The organism is Pseudomonas sp. SDO55104_S430 (assembly GCF_054070595.1).
This window is the reverse complement of sequence record NZ_JBSVXG010000144.1, coordinates 1-15,364: the sequence shown is the minus strand read 5'-3', so window position 1 is coordinate 15,364 and position 15,364 is coordinate 1. Positions and strand designations below refer to the sequence as shown.

At 53.6% G+C, this 15,364-nt stretch carries 13 protein-coding genes and 1 pseudogene; 10 read left to right on the top strand and 4 right to left on the bottom strand.

Annotation, left to right across the window (positions count from 1 at the left end):
- The 9 genes from ACW9JE_RS21460 to ACW9JE_RS21420 all read left to right on the top strand — a co-directional run.
- Positions 1–332, top strand: a 332-nt coding sequence (locus tag ACW9JE_RS21460; protein WP_457433870.1) for a cytochrome c-type biogenesis CcmF C-terminal domain-containing protein, incomplete at its 5' end; no start/stop codon positions are given.
- On the top strand, positions 329–865 hold the full coding sequence (locus ACW9JE_RS21455; RefSeq protein WP_457433869.1) for a DsbE family thiol:disulfide interchange protein: 537 nt from the start codon (positions 329–331) through the stop codon (positions 863–865). The genes ACW9JE_RS21460 and ACW9JE_RS21455, both read left to right, overlap by 4 nt.
- The gene (locus ACW9JE_RS21450; RefSeq protein WP_457433868.1) at positions 862–1,329 is read left to right on the top strand and encodes a cytochrome c-type biogenesis protein; all 468 of its coding nucleotides are present in this window, start codon (positions 862–864) and stop codon (positions 1,327–1,329) included. The genes ACW9JE_RS21455 and ACW9JE_RS21450 overlap by 4 nt, the downstream gene beginning before the upstream one ends.
- Positions 1,326–2,537: a c-type cytochrome biogenesis protein CcmI gene (gene ccmI / locus ACW9JE_RS21445; protein WP_457433867.1), complete on the top strand. Its 1,212-nt coding sequence runs from the start codon at positions 1,326–1,328 to the stop codon at positions 2,535–2,537. The genes ACW9JE_RS21450 and ccmI overlap by 4 nt, the downstream gene beginning before the upstream one ends.
- 59 nt (positions 2,538–2,596) lie before the next feature.
- Positions 2,597–2,806, top strand: coding sequence for a hypothetical protein (locus tag ACW9JE_RS21440; RefSeq protein WP_457433866.1), 210 nt, complete (start codon positions 2,597–2,599; stop codon positions 2,804–2,806).
- Positions 2,742–3,983, top strand: coding sequence for a DUF6361 family protein (locus tag ACW9JE_RS21435; protein ID WP_457433865.1), 1,242 nt, complete (start codon positions 2,742–2,744; stop codon positions 3,981–3,983). Before ACW9JE_RS21440 ends, ACW9JE_RS21435 begins: the two co-directional genes overlap by 65 nt.
- The gene (locus ACW9JE_RS21430) at positions 3,980–5,833 is read left to right on the top strand and encodes a hypothetical protein (protein ID WP_457433864.1); all 1,854 of its coding nucleotides are present in this window, start codon (positions 3,980–3,982) and stop codon (positions 5,831–5,833) included. Before ACW9JE_RS21435 ends, ACW9JE_RS21430 begins: the two co-directional genes overlap by 4 nt.
- Positions 5,809–8,874: a helicase gene (locus tag ACW9JE_RS21425; protein ID WP_457433863.1), complete on the top strand. Its 3,066-nt coding sequence runs from the start codon at positions 5,809–5,811 to the stop codon at positions 8,872–8,874. Before ACW9JE_RS21430 ends, ACW9JE_RS21425 begins: the two co-directional genes overlap by 25 nt.
- Before the next feature lie 35 nt (positions 8,875–8,909).
- Positions 8,910–10,340, top strand: a complete 1,431-nt coding sequence (locus ACW9JE_RS21420; protein WP_457433862.1) for a hypothetical protein — start codon at positions 8,910–8,912, stop codon at positions 10,338–10,340.
- A gap of 130 nt (positions 10,341–10,470) precedes the next feature.
- Here ACW9JE_RS21420 and ACW9JE_RS21415 read toward each other — a convergent pair whose 3' ends face one another.
- The 4 genes from ACW9JE_RS21415 to ACW9JE_RS21400 form a co-directional block, all read right to left on the bottom strand.
- Positions 10,471–10,752, bottom strand: coding sequence for a hypothetical protein (locus ACW9JE_RS21415; protein WP_457433861.1), 282 nt, complete (start codon positions 10,750–10,752; stop codon positions 10,471–10,473).
- A 247-nt stretch (positions 10,753–10,999) separates the two neighbouring features.
- Positions 11,000–12,373 carry a beta-propeller fold lactonase family protein gene (locus ACW9JE_RS21410; protein WP_457433860.1) on the bottom strand — a complete coding sequence of 458 codons (1,374 nt, stop codon included), beginning with the start codon at positions 12,371–12,373 and terminating at the stop codon, positions 11,000–11,002.
- Positions 12,374–12,584: 211 nt separating this feature from the next.
- The gene (locus ACW9JE_RS21405; protein ID WP_457433859.1) at positions 12,585–13,259 is read right to left on the bottom strand and encodes a hypothetical protein; all 675 of its coding nucleotides are present in this window, start codon (positions 13,257–13,259) and stop codon (positions 12,585–12,587) included.
- A gap of 576 nt (positions 13,260–13,835) precedes the next feature.
- A complete protein-coding gene (locus ACW9JE_RS21400) occupies positions 13,836–14,513 on the bottom strand; it encodes an OmpW family outer membrane protein (RefSeq protein WP_457433858.1) in 678 nt (225 codons plus the stop codon).
- A 595-nt stretch (positions 14,514–15,108) separates the two neighbouring features.
- On the opposite strand from ACW9JE_RS21400, the pseudogene ACW9JE_RS21395 reads away from it, so the two are divergent.
- Positions 15,109–15,364 (top strand): annotated as a pseudogene (locus ACW9JE_RS21395) (ShlB/FhaC/HecB family hemolysin secretion/activation protein); the annotation flags it as partial.

The following is a 15,364-nucleotide window of genomic DNA, read 5'->3' as shown; positions in this document are numbered from 1 at the left end:
CCGACAAGGGCACCATCCGGGTGATCCGCGATGGCAAGGAAATCAGCGTGCTGCATCCGGAGAAACGCCTGTACACCGTACAGAACTCGGTGATGACCGAAGCCGGGATCGACGCCGGTTTCACCCGTGATCTCTATGTGGCGCTGGGCGAACCGCTGGGCGATGGCGCCTGGGCCGTTCGCGTACACGTCAAACCGTTCGTACGCTGGATCTGGTTCGGCGGCTTGCTCACAGGTTTGGGTGGATTGCTGGCAACGCTGGATCGGCGTTATCGGGTCAAGGTAAAAAGCCGGGTGCGTAAAGTACTGGGCATGGATGGAGCCACTGCATGAAACGTTGGCTGATGCTGTTGCCACTGGCGATTTTTCTGATGGTCGCTGTTTTCCTGTATCGCGGTCTGTACCTGGCCCCGGCAGAGTTGCCCTCGGCGATGATCGGCAAGCCTTTCCCGGAGTTCTCCCTGCCGGCGGTGCAGGGTGATAAAACGCTGACCCGTGCCGATATTCTCGGCAGACCGGTGCTGGTCAACGTCTGGGGCACCTGGTGCATTTCCTGCCGGGTCGAGCACCCGGTGCTGAACAAGCTCGCCGAGACGGGTGTGGTGATCTACGGCATCAACTACAAGGACGTCAACGCCGACGCAGTGAAGTGGCTCAACGAATTCCACAATCCTTATCAACTTAACATCCGGGATGACGATGGCTCGTTGGGATTGAACCTGGGGGTGTACGGCGCGCCGGAAACCTTCTTCATCGACGCCAAGGGCATCATTCGCGACAAGTTCGTCGGAGTGATCGACGAGCAGGTCTGGCGCGAAAAGCTGGTGACCAAGTACCAGGCGCTGGTCGGTGAGGACAGGCCATGAAGCGCTTGCTCGCCGCGGTGGTCCTGGGCTTGAGCATGGCGGGCATGGCCCATGCCGCCATCGACACCTACGAGTTTGCCAAGGAAGGGGATCGCGAGCGTTTTCGCGAGCTGACCAAGGAGCTGCGCTGCCCCAAGTGCCAGAACCAGGACATCGCCGATTCCAACGCACCGATCGCCGCCGACCTGCGCAAAGAGATTTTCCGCATGCTCGGCGAGGGCAAGGACAATCAGCAGATCATCGACTTCATGGTCGACCGCTACGGTGACTTCGTCCGCTACAAGCCAGCCCTGAACGCCAAGACGGCCTTGCTCTGGTTCGGCCCTGCCGGCCTGTTGCTGGGCGGCTTCGTGATCATCGCCGTGATCGTCCGCCGCCGCAGACACCGTGGCCAACCACCGAGCTCGCTTTCAGCCGAGGACCTTAAGCGCTTCAACCACCTGCTGGAGGTAAATCAAAAATGATTGATTTCTGGCTCGCTGCAGGTCTGCTGCTGCTGGTGGCCCTTAACTTTCTATTGATCCCTGTTCTTCGCGGTAGTCATGCTTTGCGCGAAGAGGATCGTACTGCCCTGAACGTCACCCTGTATCAGGAGCGCGTGGCAGAGTTGCAGGTTCAGCAGGATGAAGGCGTGCTTGATGCCGCGCAGATGGAGGCAGCCTATGCCGAAGCGGCTCGTGAATTGCTCACCGATACAGAAGGCGCTGTGGCACCGCGGATTTCGCACCTTGGCAAGCCCGCGCCGTTACTAACGGCACTACTGGTTCCTGTGTTCGCTTTAGGCTTGTACTTGCATTTTGGGGCTCGTGATCAGGTCGAACTAAGTCGCGAATTTGCCCAACCCCCTGCGTCATTGGCGGAAATGACCGACCGCCTGGAGCGTGCAGTGAACGTGCAGCCAGAGTCTGCTCAAAATGCATACTCTCTAGCCCAAAATTACATGGCTCAGGGGCGCTCGGCTGATGCTGCAAGAATGTTTGAAAGAACGGTCTCGTTGGCCGGGCGCCAACCCGAGCTTTTAGGTAAATGGGCTGAGGCATTGTATTTTTCCAACGGGAAAAAATGGTCAGCAACCATTCAAACCCTGGTCGATGAAGCGCTAGCGAACGATCCCAGTGAGAGGGTTAGCTTAAGCCTTTTAGGGTTAACGGCCTTTGAAGAGCAGCGTTATGCAGACGCTTTGAAATACTGGAACCAAGCGATAGCAAACATGAGCCCTCAGGACACTTCACGCGCTGCTTTGGTTGAGGCCATACGGCATGCTAAAGAGGGCCTTTCAAAAGGGGGGGAGAGCGCCAGTCTCATGAACGCTGAGGACGTTGATCTAGCGCCAATTTTGCTAAAGGTACGTGTGGAAATTTCGCCAGACATTATAAAAAAGGTGGGTTTGAACGACAGTGTGTTTGTGTTTGTTCAGGCACTTTCAGGCTCGAAAGTACCTCTGGCTGCCAAGCGTCTGAAAGTTTCAAGTCTCCCTGTGGATGTGGAGTTCTCGGATGCCGACGTCATGATGGTCAGCAATACCTTGTCCAGCGCGGGCGCTATTCAGGTGACTGCGCGAATTTCGAAAGATGGAAAGCCTGCATCTGGAGAGTGGTTGGGACGGGGATCAACGACGATAACCTCCAAGAGCACTCAACTGAATCTTCTAATCAACCGCCCGGATATTTAGTCAGCGTGGCATAGGGGTCGTGTCCAGCTCATGCTTGTTTCGGTGTTGGGATTCTGGTCATGACTTATGAAGATGAGTGTGATGGGCCGAACCAGAAATGCCCTTCAGGTTCGCCCAACCTGATCTCGGAATCCATTGCCGCAGACGCATTGGTGGCGTTAGGCTATCGCCGCGAGAATTTCTTGTTCCGCGACGACATTTTCGATGGAGCTCGGTGTCTTGCAGCATTCAAGTCAATCACGACCTTCGCGGCAATCACCCTCCAGTGAGCCCAGCTTGGGGTGGACCTATCTATCTCGTGACGCGTTGGCGAGGGCCAAGGCACAGATGGATATTGAGTCTTATGGCGTGCGTGACGAACTGGGACTACTGACCATCCACCAGCGTTACGCAGATCTGTTCTTTCCAGGCACCTCAGTTCTGCATGGTCGCGCCCGCTACGCACTGTTTGTCCCCTGGTTGTTCGAAGACCTTGCCGGTTTAACCGGTTCACATGCTAAACGTGCGCTGCGGGCTCGTGAGTGCCAGCTTGCCGGTCGACTGATTGAGTCCGGATCAAGGCAGGTCATAGGGGGGAATGTTTTCCCAAGACCAGCCAGCCAGCCCCCCTCGACGGTGTACTGGAATGCACTGGCGACTTGGGGGATCTTGCGCACGCAGGGAAGGGGCACGCCTACGCGAGCCCAGGTGCATCAACTACTGGTAGGCAACCGCTCCAAGCTGGACGACGACGGCCAACCATTGCTCGCAGATGCTTTCCCGTTCATGCCTCTACCTGATCGACCACAGGGATGGCGAGAGGGGGCAATAGACTTGGAGTTGACCCGCTCGGAAGCAGATTTTCTTCACGATCGGTTGGCTCAATTGTTCAGTCGCAAAACTGGGACGTTGTCACTGCTCGCACGCCTGGTCAAAACCCGAGCACAAGCACCCGATGATATGTGGGCCGACGAGACCTATGCCGTGGCAGGCGATCAGGCGTCATTGCTGCGTCGGGCACGTCAGGCTGCCAGCCTCGCAGGTCTGGGGCGTGCTGTTTACGATGCACTGCTGGAGCACCTGGTGCGCGATCACGACAAAGGGGCGGCTAGCGACGAGCGACACGCGCATCTGCAAAACATGATCCCTGAGCACATTGAGTCAGCGGCGCGGCTGGATGTGGACGTGCTTGAGGAGCAGATCGGTCTTTTGCCGCGGCGGCTTCGAGAGCTGGTGGTTGTCACGCGCGACTGGGCTGCAGCTGGCGGAAGCAATCCCCTTGCGTTGCTGGATATTTACACCCAGGTTGAGGCACGCAAGGGCGCCCGTGCGCGTCTTGCCATGACTCGTGACGGTCGAGCTCGACGTGCAGAGTGGTTACATGACAACCACAGCAAGGCACAACCGTTGCACTTCAGGTGGCATAACGTCAGCGTACTCCTCAACGATCTGGCGAACGCTTCATGAGCACAGTCGTCAATTGGCCTGCACTGTCATTTCTTGAACACCTGCGTCCCGGCCCCGGCGAGACCGTCGAGCTGGCTTTGCTCAGTTCCTATTCCGCGGATTTGGGATCGATCGGTGCAGCCCTGTTGGCGCTGGCTGGCAGGGACTCCGATGCTGGACACGGCAGCCCCACAGACTTTGCCGAGGCCGTGGAGCTCTTGCGGGGAAAAGTACGTGTTGTCATCCAGCGCGGACGTCTGGCGCAGATGCGACGTACACCTCGGATGGCGGTTGTGCTGGATCAGTTCGTACGCGAAGTCGATTTCAATGAAGCCCACCATAGCTGGCACGCCAAGGCGGCACTGGTGCGTTTGCGACGCGAGGACGGCAGCCAGTGCTGGCGGCTGTGGATCGGAAGTCGCAACCTCACCGAATGCGTTAATCGAGACCTCGGATTGTTGTTGGTATCGGCACCGAAGGGTACACAGGTGCCAGGCATCGAAAAACTTGCGCATGCACTGGCCAAACAGGCAGGGCTAAAGGGTATCGGTGCACGTGCGTTGGCCTCAACGGTTGCTGATGTTACTTGGCTGGCACCACCCGGGGTAACCGTCGAGTGTCTTCTCTGGTCGGACGGTAACGGCACCCAGGCCCTTCCCAATCAGATGGGCGACATCGATGAACTGGTGGTGGTCAGCCCTTTTATTGACCAGACTTTCCTCGCAGCGATGGCATTGCCAACTGGAGAGGTATCTCGCCCGGTCCTGTTAAGCACGCTGCGCGAAATTGAACGCGTCGGACCTTCGCTTCCTGGTTGTTATGAGCTATTGGCATTGGATGCGCCGGATTATCCGCTGGCCGACGCGCCCTCCCAGACCCAAAACACATCGGAGCAAGCTCAGGATGACGACAGTCCAGCGGAGGAGGAGCTCATCGCCAACGGGCTGCATGCCAAGTTGCTGTTTACACGTAGCGGCCGGCAAAGTCGGCTATGGCTGGGCAGCGCCAATGCAACCATGCGCGCCTGGTCTGGGCGAAACGTCGAAGTGATGGCGCGATTGCGCATCGAGAATCAGGTGGAGCAGGGGATTAGGGCACTGCTTGGCAGTGCACGGCCGGTTGAGCATCCACTGGTCAACTATGAAATTGATACGGCTACTTGTGAACAGGAACTACTTGAGCGGGCACGAGCTCAGGTGGCTGCTCGATGGTCCGTGCGCCAGTCGATCATGCACCCTCAGTTATCGCTCCAGCAGCACGAGGGGAGCAAGTGGTCGAGCCCTCATCCGGATCACCCGGACATCCTTTTGGAAGTCGGCACTTTGTGCGGGGCATTGCACCGGTGGCCGGTCAATGACAGCAGGATCGAAATCAAGGCTCCTCCATCGGTGGAATACAGCGATTTCGTCCGCTTGCGGGTCAGCTATGGCGAGCGCGGCCTGTGCTGGCTTCAACGAGCGCCCGTTGATCCAGAGTTTGGTGAGGAGCGGGATCGAGCAGCATTCGTGCATATTTTGGGCGCTCAGGGTTTCCTGCGCTGGGTCGGGACAATGCTGGCTGAGGAAGGAGGGTACACGGATGGGGACTGGCGCAATTCGGGTTCCGGGCAAGGAGGGAATCAGCAGGATTCAGCCATTTCCTGGGAAGGGTGGATGCCCACAATGGAGGACATTCTCGCGGCATGGTCTCCCGACAGCTCGGTATTTCCCGTGATAGAACAACGCATCTCACGGTACATGCCTGCACTTCTGAAACGAGCAAGGCAAGACGAAGCGTGGGAGGCTCTCGATCTGCTGCAACGCTTCGATGAGCTGTGGGGCCAGATATGCGCGGGGCTTGGCGTCACTTGCTCAAGGCCAAAGCCGCGATGAGTCATCCAAAACCGTTTCAAAAAGCGACTGTCGAGGCGGCTTTTGCCACGTTGAGCAATGATCTTGGCAGGCGCAGGTTCCTTGTGGCCGATGAAGTAGGGCTTGGCAAAACCGTCGTGGCCCGTGAAGTGGCCAGGCGCTTGTTCGAGGTTCGTAAGCGCCCGATGACCATCTACTACGTCGCCAATGGTCACTCGGTGTCCTTCCAGAACAAGAGTCGCATTGCCGGCTTTTTGAATGGCCCTGAATTCAGGGCTGCGATCAATACGCCCGATCGGCTTTCCCTGATCGCCCAACAACCTCACCAGAATACCCCGCTTCTGATCTATGCACTCACACCGCTGACGTCTTTTCCGGGGAGTAGGGCGAGGCTCACAGGTGGACGCAAGGAGGAGCGTGCATTTCTGTGGGTATTGTTGCAAAAGGCCTATCCGGCTTTCGCCGAGGGTTTGGGCGGCCATCGCTTGCAACTCAATGCCCAGAGTTCGTGGGAGTACGCCGTGGAGAGCGCCAGAGCCCGCCTGGCAGATTCTCCACCTGGGCTATGCAACCGGTTCCGTGTGGCCTTGGCGCAGGAATTTGGATTGCCCGTGCGCGAGCAGTTGGAGCTTGCTGCTCATGGCTGCCTGCATCGTAATTTGCCGCCGCTTCCAGCAACGGTTTTTGTGGGGCGATTACGGCGGGCGCTGATCCTGGCGATCGTGCAGCATCAGCCACCGGATCTGATTGTTTTCGATGAGTTCCAGCGCTACAGAAGTCTGCTGGATGGCGCTGCCGCCAACTCGCTGATGAATGCGTTGCTGGAGCCCAAAAACAGCCTACCCCCTGCAGTCCTTCTCCTCAGTGCCACACCCTATCCACACCTGACGACCCGTTGGGATGAGGCCCAAGGTGTGCTTGCGCACGCAGAAATGTTCAAGCTGCTGGGGTTTCTCGCTGGCGATGAGGTGTGTGAATCCGCCAGAAGACTGTTTTCGCGGTTCGGTGATTGCCTGCGGGAGATTGCCGCACACGCGGATAACTCATCGAAGCCGCTGCAAGACCAGATTGCGAACGGTCGTCACCTCAGGGATGAGTTGCGCAAGCTGTTAACACGGTTCATGTCACGCACAGAGCGCGATAGCGTGGGTGGCGTTGAGTTGCCGAGTGTCACCAAGCCACTGGAAGCTCCGCCCAGGATCGAGGACTTCAAAGTGTTTCGGCATCTCAAGGAAGGTTTCAGCGCACGAACACGTCATGAAGCACTTGCCTATTGGGCGTCGGTGCCACTACCGGCACAGTCGCTCGGCCCTCATTATGCAGCCTCAAAGTCCGCCAATTTTCTTCCTTCCAAAAGACTGCCCCAAATGACGCTTGAGCGTCGCATCAAGACGCCTGTAGAGGGGGCTTCCTGGCCGGATGCCAAGCTGCGTGCACTACAGACTCTCGCCTCGCCTGAACAACTGGCGCTGCCCTGGGTGGCGCCGTCCTTAACCTGGTGGCCACTGGGTGGAGAGTGGAAAACCGAGCACAACAGTCCCAAACTGTTGATGTTCAGCCGCTTTCGAGCGACTCCACCGAGCGTTGCAGCGCTGCTCAGTTTCGGGGTTGAGGAACGCTACCTCCCTCGAGGCCAAGCCTATGAAAAGGTCTATCGTAAACGCCGATTCAAGCTCACTGCTGTACCTGGCCCGATCATGGCGGCCTTTCACCCCTCGGTTTGGCTGATCCGTCATACTGATCCGCTCACCAAACCTGGCGCCAGTTTACGCGCGATCCGACAGGACATTCGTCGACAGATTCTGGCGGCTCTTCCTGAGGGCACGCTTGATCGAACGACGGCCAGAGTCCGCCGCCGGCATCGATCGATCGCCACTACACTGGCGGCGATCGAAAAGAGATTCCATTTAGTCGACCAGTCTGAAAGGGCCTGGAAGATGATCATGGGTGATGACAAGAGAGCGCAAAAGGCCGTCGCTCAATGGAAGCAAACGCCAGCGCTTACGCGTATATCGCCGCGTGAACTCGATGACTTGGTGGAGTATGCGATCGCTGCTCCCGGCGTAGTGCTGGGGCGGGCTTTACTGCGGCATGATCGCACGATCCTGGATGCAAATCGCTTTATCGAATTGCTCCAGCTCAGTTGGCAGGGGCTTCGTGCCTACCTGGATAACCCAGTGTTTCTGCCGGTGAAAAAAAACAAAAGTGCGTTGGAGCAAGTCATGACGGCCGTCCTTGACGGCGGCCTGGAAAGTGTACTCGACGAACATTTCTGGGTGCGTTCGCAAAGTCTGCCCGATGGCGCGGCAGGGTTGGCGAGCGACTTGCTGGCCTCACTGCGCCTTCGAGCCGGTTCTTTCGGTTTTCGTTCATTGGGCAAACAAGAAAGTCGAATCCATGTTCGTTGCCACGTTGCCGTACCGTTTGGCAACGCTGAGTCCGAGCCCGGAATCGCTAGCGATGGCACCACGGCACAAGCGGCGCGTCCAGATGAAGTGCGCCAAAGCTTCAATACACCTTTTTGGCCCCACGTATTGGCCACCACGTCGGTGGGGCAGGAGGGCCTTGATTTCCATCCATGGTGCGACCGGTTGCTGCACTGGGACTTACCTCCAAACCCCCTTGACCTTGAACAGCGAGAAGGTCGGATCCAGCGTTATGCCGGCTTGGCGGTCAGGCGCCGATTGTGCCGTCTGTTAAAAGACGAAGTAATCAATAGCGTAGGAGCACTGCAAGGATCGCCTTGGAAACAGATCGCGCATCATGCTGAACGCTTCGCCGATCACAGCGGCCTGCGCCCTTGGTGGGTATTGGATGACGCTGCGATACAGCGCTACATCTTCAAGCGGCCCTTCGGACGAGACGGTGTACGTTTTGATCGGCTCAAGGAACAACGGTTGATCTATCGTCTGGCACTGGGTCAACCCAACCAGGAAGATTTCATCGACATCCTTGCCCGGGGAGGTGAAAAGGCTCTGGCAGCTTTACGGCCTTTGGTACTGGATTTATCTGCGATAGGGCTGCGAGACCAGCAATTGGAAACACACGGCGCCCCGCTATGAGTGTCAGGAATATTACGGTGAACACAGGAGGGCTTATGCCCAGCTTTCATGAAGAAGAAGTTCTACGCTCAGGGACAGCCGGGGTATTCACGCCGCACTCGCTGATATTGAATATAGAGTCCATGGCTGATCTTTTTCCGGAAGGTATATCTATAGAAGATGACCCGACCTTCCCTCAGGTGATTGCGTTGCACGTTCATGAGTACATTCACTACCTGCACAACCTTACGACAAGATCGGGTCTGAGCTGCCTTGTAGACATATTTCTTTTGATGCATCCCCTTCTACAGCAAAAAATAAACGATGAGGCTGGTCAGGAGGCGGGTAAAGCCCAACAATCTCATATTCGGAATGTATTTAATAGTATTCGCAAGTCTCAAGGTTATGTAATCGGTATACCGGACAGGTACAAGTGGCGCCCAATAAGTCGCTGGGAGTTTTCTCAGGTCACTGCGAGCTTCGATTCTATGCCGGAAGCGATTATGGATCCGGAACAACAAATTGAATTCGATGTGAAAGCGGTTTTTTCTGGCGGGGAAGAACTGGATTTCCGATTGATGCCCGGGCTGAAATTTATTACGGAAGGGATCGCGTATGAGATCGAGCGCGACATAAAAATGCGTTGGGGAATTTCGGCCGCTGAAGTGGACCTCTCTACTCCTGGTTATCCCTACTTGATGTATGGCCCGTTGCTTGAGTACCTCGCAGGCACGAAACTCTCATCTAAAGAGCGGATAGCTATCGGACTCCTGTCATTGCTTGCCACCAGCCCATCTGTTGTGCTCACATCGCTCAGTAAGCTCACGAGTCGTAAACCAGGTACGTTGGGCGCTACATTGTTTACGGCTATTGAGCAAAGTACTTTAGTTGGCTTCGAAAGCTACTCGGCACACTTCGTCAAGGATCTTATCCCACTGCTTTATCAGGTTTTGTCAGGTTCAGAAATTCTTACCAAGGGGATGGAAGTTTACGAAGCACTTATCTTAAAAGGATTGCAATCGCGAACGAAGCATTCAGCTTTAGAGCTGGCGTTTCTTGTTGATAAAATGAATATCAAGACCTTCGACAATATAGCTACCCATTTGTTGGAACGCGTCGTTTTTCAGAAAAAGCCCGACTCCGCTCTAGAAATACGGTGGGTAGGCAGTAAAGAGAGTGCGGGGCAGATGACTGGCGATATGCATGAGGCATTTGCCGTACTGCAATCCTGCATACACTACGTGCAGCAGCACTTAAAGAATAATGGACTGGAAACTAGGCAATCTCTAAATCTAACGCCTTGTCCATTTAAGGGTGCATGTACGGTGGAGCAGGCGGCGGGCAATCCACAAGTCTGTAGGTCGAATCCGTGGGATGCCTACAATCTCGGCGAAAACTCTGAGCCATGCGTTTATCAGGCAGGCGTCGACGCCTTCAAATCCCTGGTGATGCCGTCAGCCACTGTAGAAGAAACGCTGCCGTTCTAGATTGTGCATACGCTTTGGAACCAGCTCTTCGCAGTGGGGCATAACATTTGGCGTGTGAAAGATGCAGGTGCAACACCCTTCACGTTTATGATGGGTTACTTCGATCACACGCCAAATCATTCAACCGACTTCAGCCTCTACCTCCACCCATACTGGAGTTCTCAGCACTGTTCAGTACCCGCGCTGTAATACTGATGCACTTGTCGATGTCTCCTGATTTTTTCGCCTCCATCGCATCTTTTTTTGCTTGTTCAAGGTTACTCATAACGCCACCTCCGAGGTTCTGACCGGCGGTATGTAGGACATCATCAATTTTTTGTAGGTTCAAATCGCACAAATTGTCAGCCGCTTGGGACTGCAGCGAAAATAGGGAAATAAGTGTCGATAGGATGAGTACGGATTTGTATTTCATGATTTGCTCCAGCAATCATTCAGGGTTGTCGAGATGGCGTTTAACCTGTTTTTGGAATTATGAGTGTTGGTTTCACCTCCATTAATAAAAGCGAGCCGGGTGGTAATCGAAGGTAAACGGCGATTTACGAAGCTTCGAGTGCACGTATCCTTAATGGGGCATGAGTCGATGCATCTATGAATACTCCTGCTTGCTCTGTGGCTTAGATGGATGTAGGAGCGGGCGCCTCTAGCAGCCCGCCATGATTTCAGAGATCAACAGCGACGACTCCTTGAGCCCTGGAGTTGGCAGGAAAGCCGCCCTTCAATAGGTCGACTGAAGATGAGGATTTAAGTAATCCGTCCTTAGAAACAGAAAAGCTATGAATGGCGTTGCCCGTCGCATCCGTGTTTTCCTCGCTCTGATTAATCCTCTGATTGATGACATAGAGGAAATCCTCAGTAGGTGAAAGTGCTATTTCAAACGACGTACTTCCAGGCTGCGTCAGATTTCGGTTGTTTATAAAAGATTTCCCAGGCAGGGGAACGTTAACGACTTGCACTTCTTTAGGGGCCAAAGCGTTGGCGCCTGAAATGTCATACACTGAGATAGTGCTGGCGGTCTGCTGTGTATCAAGGCGAGGCAAATTGTTGACGGTATAAAGCCTGGTCGCCTGCTTGTTGACAAGGATCCAACAGATGTCTTGGCCACTGTTGCGGACCGCCTTAATAAATTTCAAGCTGCCCGAATCGTTGTATGAAAATACGCCCAGCTGATTCCTTGTTACAAACCCGGCATACAGTATGTTTCTAGATGGATGGCTCCAGAGGCCGAGCGGCATAGACGGTACGCCTGGAGAACCTATATAGAGATAATTTTCGATTGTCTCGGGCAGAGTAGTGACATTGGTGAGTGTGATTTTTCCCCTCTCATCGACTTTCATTGTCTTGATCTGGCCTTGAACACTGGTTTTTGGACCTGCCAAAAATGACCTTGAGCCGTCTCCGTCAAAGTCAGCATCAACCTGAAACTCGTCAGCAAAAAAAAGATTTTTAACGGTTGGAGAGGCATGGATTTGCGCCGGCTTTTGAAAGCCGGGTACTTTTAACGTGTCTGCGTAGACCAAGGCTCCATCCTGTTTAATCTCAAACGATGTATAGCTGGCGCCATCAGGGTCAGATAAGCTTTCTTTTTGATGATAGTCTTCGTTCCGGTTTGCGGCGATCAATATATTTCCTGAAATATTGATGCTGACCGGTGCAATACCTCTAGATGGGAATGGCGATCCCGCAATCGCTGTCAACGTACCATCTTTGGCAATGTTGAATCCGGATATATCATTGCTGTGCGTGTTTACCGCATAAAGTCTTTTTTTATCGTCAGTGACAATAATTTGCGAGTCGTTATCCTGAGGGCCAAGCTTTCCATGCGTGTCGTTATTGATACCGGTGCCATTGGTTTTATAGAATCTCATGAACTGTAGAGATCCGTCTTTAAGCCGTTTGTATTGTGCGACTGCGTTTTCCTTTTCTGCGATATTATTTGTTAACGTGTACAGAAATTTGTTTTCCCCGTCCGCGAAAACAGTGCAACTCACACAGAACGCTACCGCTGACACCGCCAATTTTGTTACCACAGCCATAGAAAATGCCCTCAGGTACATTTTTTGGTGAGATGAGGCTGTCCTTTCAAATTACGGTTGTGCGTAAGGCATGCCCCATTGTTTACACAAAGACGGTAGCGCCGATCCTGGCGGGTGGCTTTCATAAACATGCTAATTTTTGTGCAAATGAACCACCAGCGCCTGAGTTTATAAAGTCAGGCTCAGACGCTGTTAAGCGATGGGGAGATATTTACGAGTAATTATTTGCGTGCGCGTGTTGCGGGCTTATTTCAAAAGCCTGAGTGGTTGTGCCTTTTCTGAGTATTCGGGCGATAACGAAGTACTCGATGCTTGAAGCCAGCCACATCGAATAGGTAAGAAGTTCAATACCTTCCTCGACGGTTGTCTTCGCAAGTCGTACATAACCTTCATTCAGGACTAAATGCCAAAAGCTCCCCATGCCAAAAACACGCGAAAATATCAGAATACTTAGCCCGGTCGTCATGGTTCCGAAGGCACGTGTACGAGCAAAATCGGCCAGGGCCGCCACAGTTTCCTGACGGTTTTTTGCGTTGAATGCAAAAGCAATCGATACCATCGCGATTGCAGTGAAAGGCCAGCACCATGCGCTATGGCTTATAGGGTCAAAAAGGCCGTCCAGCTCTCGCATGAGCAGACAGGCGAAGAAGCCACAGACCAGAACGCTGAATCCTTTTTTATTCGGTATGCCTGCGCCGGCTAAAAAAAGGAGTGCGCATAGAAACAGCATGATCTCCTGAGCGACCTCTACGAAAGAGGCTTCCAGTAAATGCGTGTTGAAGACTGCTATGTCCAGCCAAATCATACTTAACGCCACGCCTGTTAAAACCAGCTTTCCCAGCATTTCGATACATGAAGCTTGCAGCGTTTTGACATCGGAATTCATCAAGTACCTCGTTTTCACACGTAAGGCGAGGCAATCGCCCAATTGATAGTGATATGACCTTTTCATGTTTTTTTCACGAAATTTTCACAAGCACCTTAGAGGCCATTCTCTTTGGAGTTCTTTCAGAATCTTGCTATTCAGAGAAAATGGAGCCTCACCGCTTTCAGCGCCACCAACCTTCAAGCCGCAGGTATAGCGTTTGGCGGCTCGGCGCAAGCAATCCATCCAGCAAGCTCAGCAGCTCGGCAATCTCGAATGCGTGCGTGAGTTTTTCTGACTGACGAAGGGAGGCTGACGTAATGACGTCATGGCTGGGGCAGGTGGTGAGCAGCCTTCGCAGGCGTTTGGAATTGGGGTAGCAACAACAATTCGCACGGCAATCATTGAGCTCAAGTGTTGCGAGGCGTTCGAGCAATCTATCGCGGGCTATACAAGCAGATTGAATTGGAATTCAGTCGTTGGAGGGCATTAGCGTGTTTTATCTGGCGGGTGATGACAACCAGGGCGAATCGGAGAGGGTGGGCAGGGAGCGTTCTATTAAGATCGTTCCCTCTGCCGATAGCCATCAAGGCGGGCTTAGAATTTGTAACCGAGGCCAACCATGTATACCCAGGGATCGATATCCACATTCAGCTTCAGGTCGCCAACGCCTGCCAGGTCAACGTGAGCGTTTGTGTCGATGTCGATGTAACGCAGTTGGCCGTTGAGCATCCAGTGGTCGTCGATCATGTAATCAACACCTACTTGAGCAGCCATGCCCCATGAGTTGTCCAGATCAAGGTTGCTGAAGCCTTTTGATTCAGCGCTGCTAGAGGTGTCATTGTCGTAGAAGGCGGTATAGTTAACGCCGATGCCTACGTAGGGCTGAACAGTGTAATTTTTGTTCAGTGGATAGTAGATTAAGCTCAGTGTCGGAGGGAGGTGCTTGACGTTCCCCAGATCGCCGTTGAGTCCAGCCAAATTACCTTGCAAGCCGTGTACACCCACATCATGATTGAATGTAGCAGCCAGCAATTCAATACCTATATGATCAGTCATCATGTAGGCGAAGTTCAGTCCCAACTCGGTGTCGCTTTCAACTGTTGCACTGCCCCCCAAATTACCGAGCGAACTTTTCACGCCCGAACTGTCTTCGTTCGGATCAACGGTAATTGCACCGGCGCGAACGATAATATCGCCCGCATCGTATGCATACGTGTATAGAGGGCTGATTGCCAAGATAAACAACGAGGCCGTAAGAGTAATCTTATTCATTGATAATTCCTGGTGTATTATTGGATTTGTAGAGTGCGAGCTATAATTCGCATATTATCGAATGTATAAATGATGTGGCTTAAGCAGGTCGACCAGGCAGACAATCCCAATGCAAGCACTGCGCTCATGTAATGCCTTTCCTGCTTTGAGCGAAGATGTCGCTTCCATTAAAAACAATCATTACTCATGTGAGCCTGTCCAAGATGCTTGCAAGAGACGCTATCAGCAGACTTAATGGTTTGCTTTCAAAAATATGCGCAATTGGTAAGGGCATTAGCGGATCAGGCAACGAGTCTGAAAGGGTCACCAACTTTCATTTGTGTGAGATTGGAATAAAAACGACAGGGCTGGAAAAACAGACAGAATTGCGTTTAAAAAACGCACAGCACCGAACGCATTACTTTACGCATGGTGACACCTTTGTAGCCTCTTGGCCGTACCTGTAATTCTTTGCCCATGCTGCGTCGAGCGCCTACCGGACATTACCGCTCGTCGGTCTCTTGATTTTTGGCGCATTGAAATTTGACGTCATAATAGTGGCGAATTAACATCGCGCCTCTTTTTTGCCATCACGTCATTTTCGAGGGATCGAATCATGTACTCACCCGTTTTGGTGGTGAGGTTGTGCGCGGTTTTGCTCTGCCTTTTTTCCTTGAGGCCTGCCTTCGCCGCGCCCACCCCGGGTGACACCGACCTGATCCGCGAACGTCAGGATCGCTTGCTCGAAGAGCAACGTCGTCGTCTGGAAGAACTCAAGGAACTGCCGGGCAAACAAGCCCAGCCGACCCAACCGACGGCGCCGGCCGATACCCGCTGCTTTCCCATCAAAGACATCGAGCTCAAGGGCGCCG

Bases quoted from the DNA above. Each gene is read 5' to 3' on its own strand.
- ACW9JE_RS21410 (WP_457433860.1), bottom strand. From the start codon at position 12,373: ATGGCTGTGGTAACAAAATTGGCGGTGTCAGCGGTAGCGTTCTGTGTG.
- ACW9JE_RS21440 (WP_457433866.1), top strand. From the start codon at position 2,597: ATGACTTATGAAGATGAGTGTGATGGGCCGAACCAGAAATGCCCTTCA.
- ACW9JE_RS21430 (WP_457433864.1), top strand. From the start codon at position 3,980: ATGAGCACAGTCGTCAATTGGCCTGCACTGTCATTTCTTGAACACCTG.
- ACW9JE_RS21415 (WP_457433861.1), bottom strand. From the start codon at position 10,752: ATGAAATACAAATCCGTACTCATCCTATCGACACTTATTTCCCTATTT.
- ACW9JE_RS21400 (WP_457433858.1), bottom strand. From the start codon at position 14,513: ATGAATAAGATTACTCTTACGGCCTCGTTGTTTATCTTGGCAATCAGC.
- ACW9JE_RS21435 (WP_457433865.1), top strand. From the start codon at position 2,742: ATGGAGCTCGGTGTCTTGCAGCATTCAAGTCAATCACGACCTTCGCGG.
- ccmI (WP_457433867.1), top strand. From the start codon at position 1,326: ATGATTGATTTCTGGCTCGCTGCAGGTCTGCTGCTGCTGGTGGCCCTT.
- ACW9JE_RS21450 (WP_457433868.1), top strand. From the start codon at position 862: ATGAAGCGCTTGCTCGCCGCGGTGGTCCTGGGCTTGAGCATGGCGGGC.
- ACW9JE_RS21455 (WP_457433869.1), top strand. From the start codon at position 329: ATGAAACGTTGGCTGATGCTGTTGCCACTGGCGATTTTTCTGATGGTC.
- ACW9JE_RS21405 (WP_457433859.1), bottom strand. From the start codon at position 13,259: ATGAATTCCGATGTCAAAACGCTGCAAGCTTCATGTATCGAAATGCTG.
- ACW9JE_RS21420 (WP_457433862.1), top strand. From the start codon at position 8,910: ATGCCCAGCTTTCATGAAGAAGAAGTTCTACGCTCAGGGACAGCCGGG.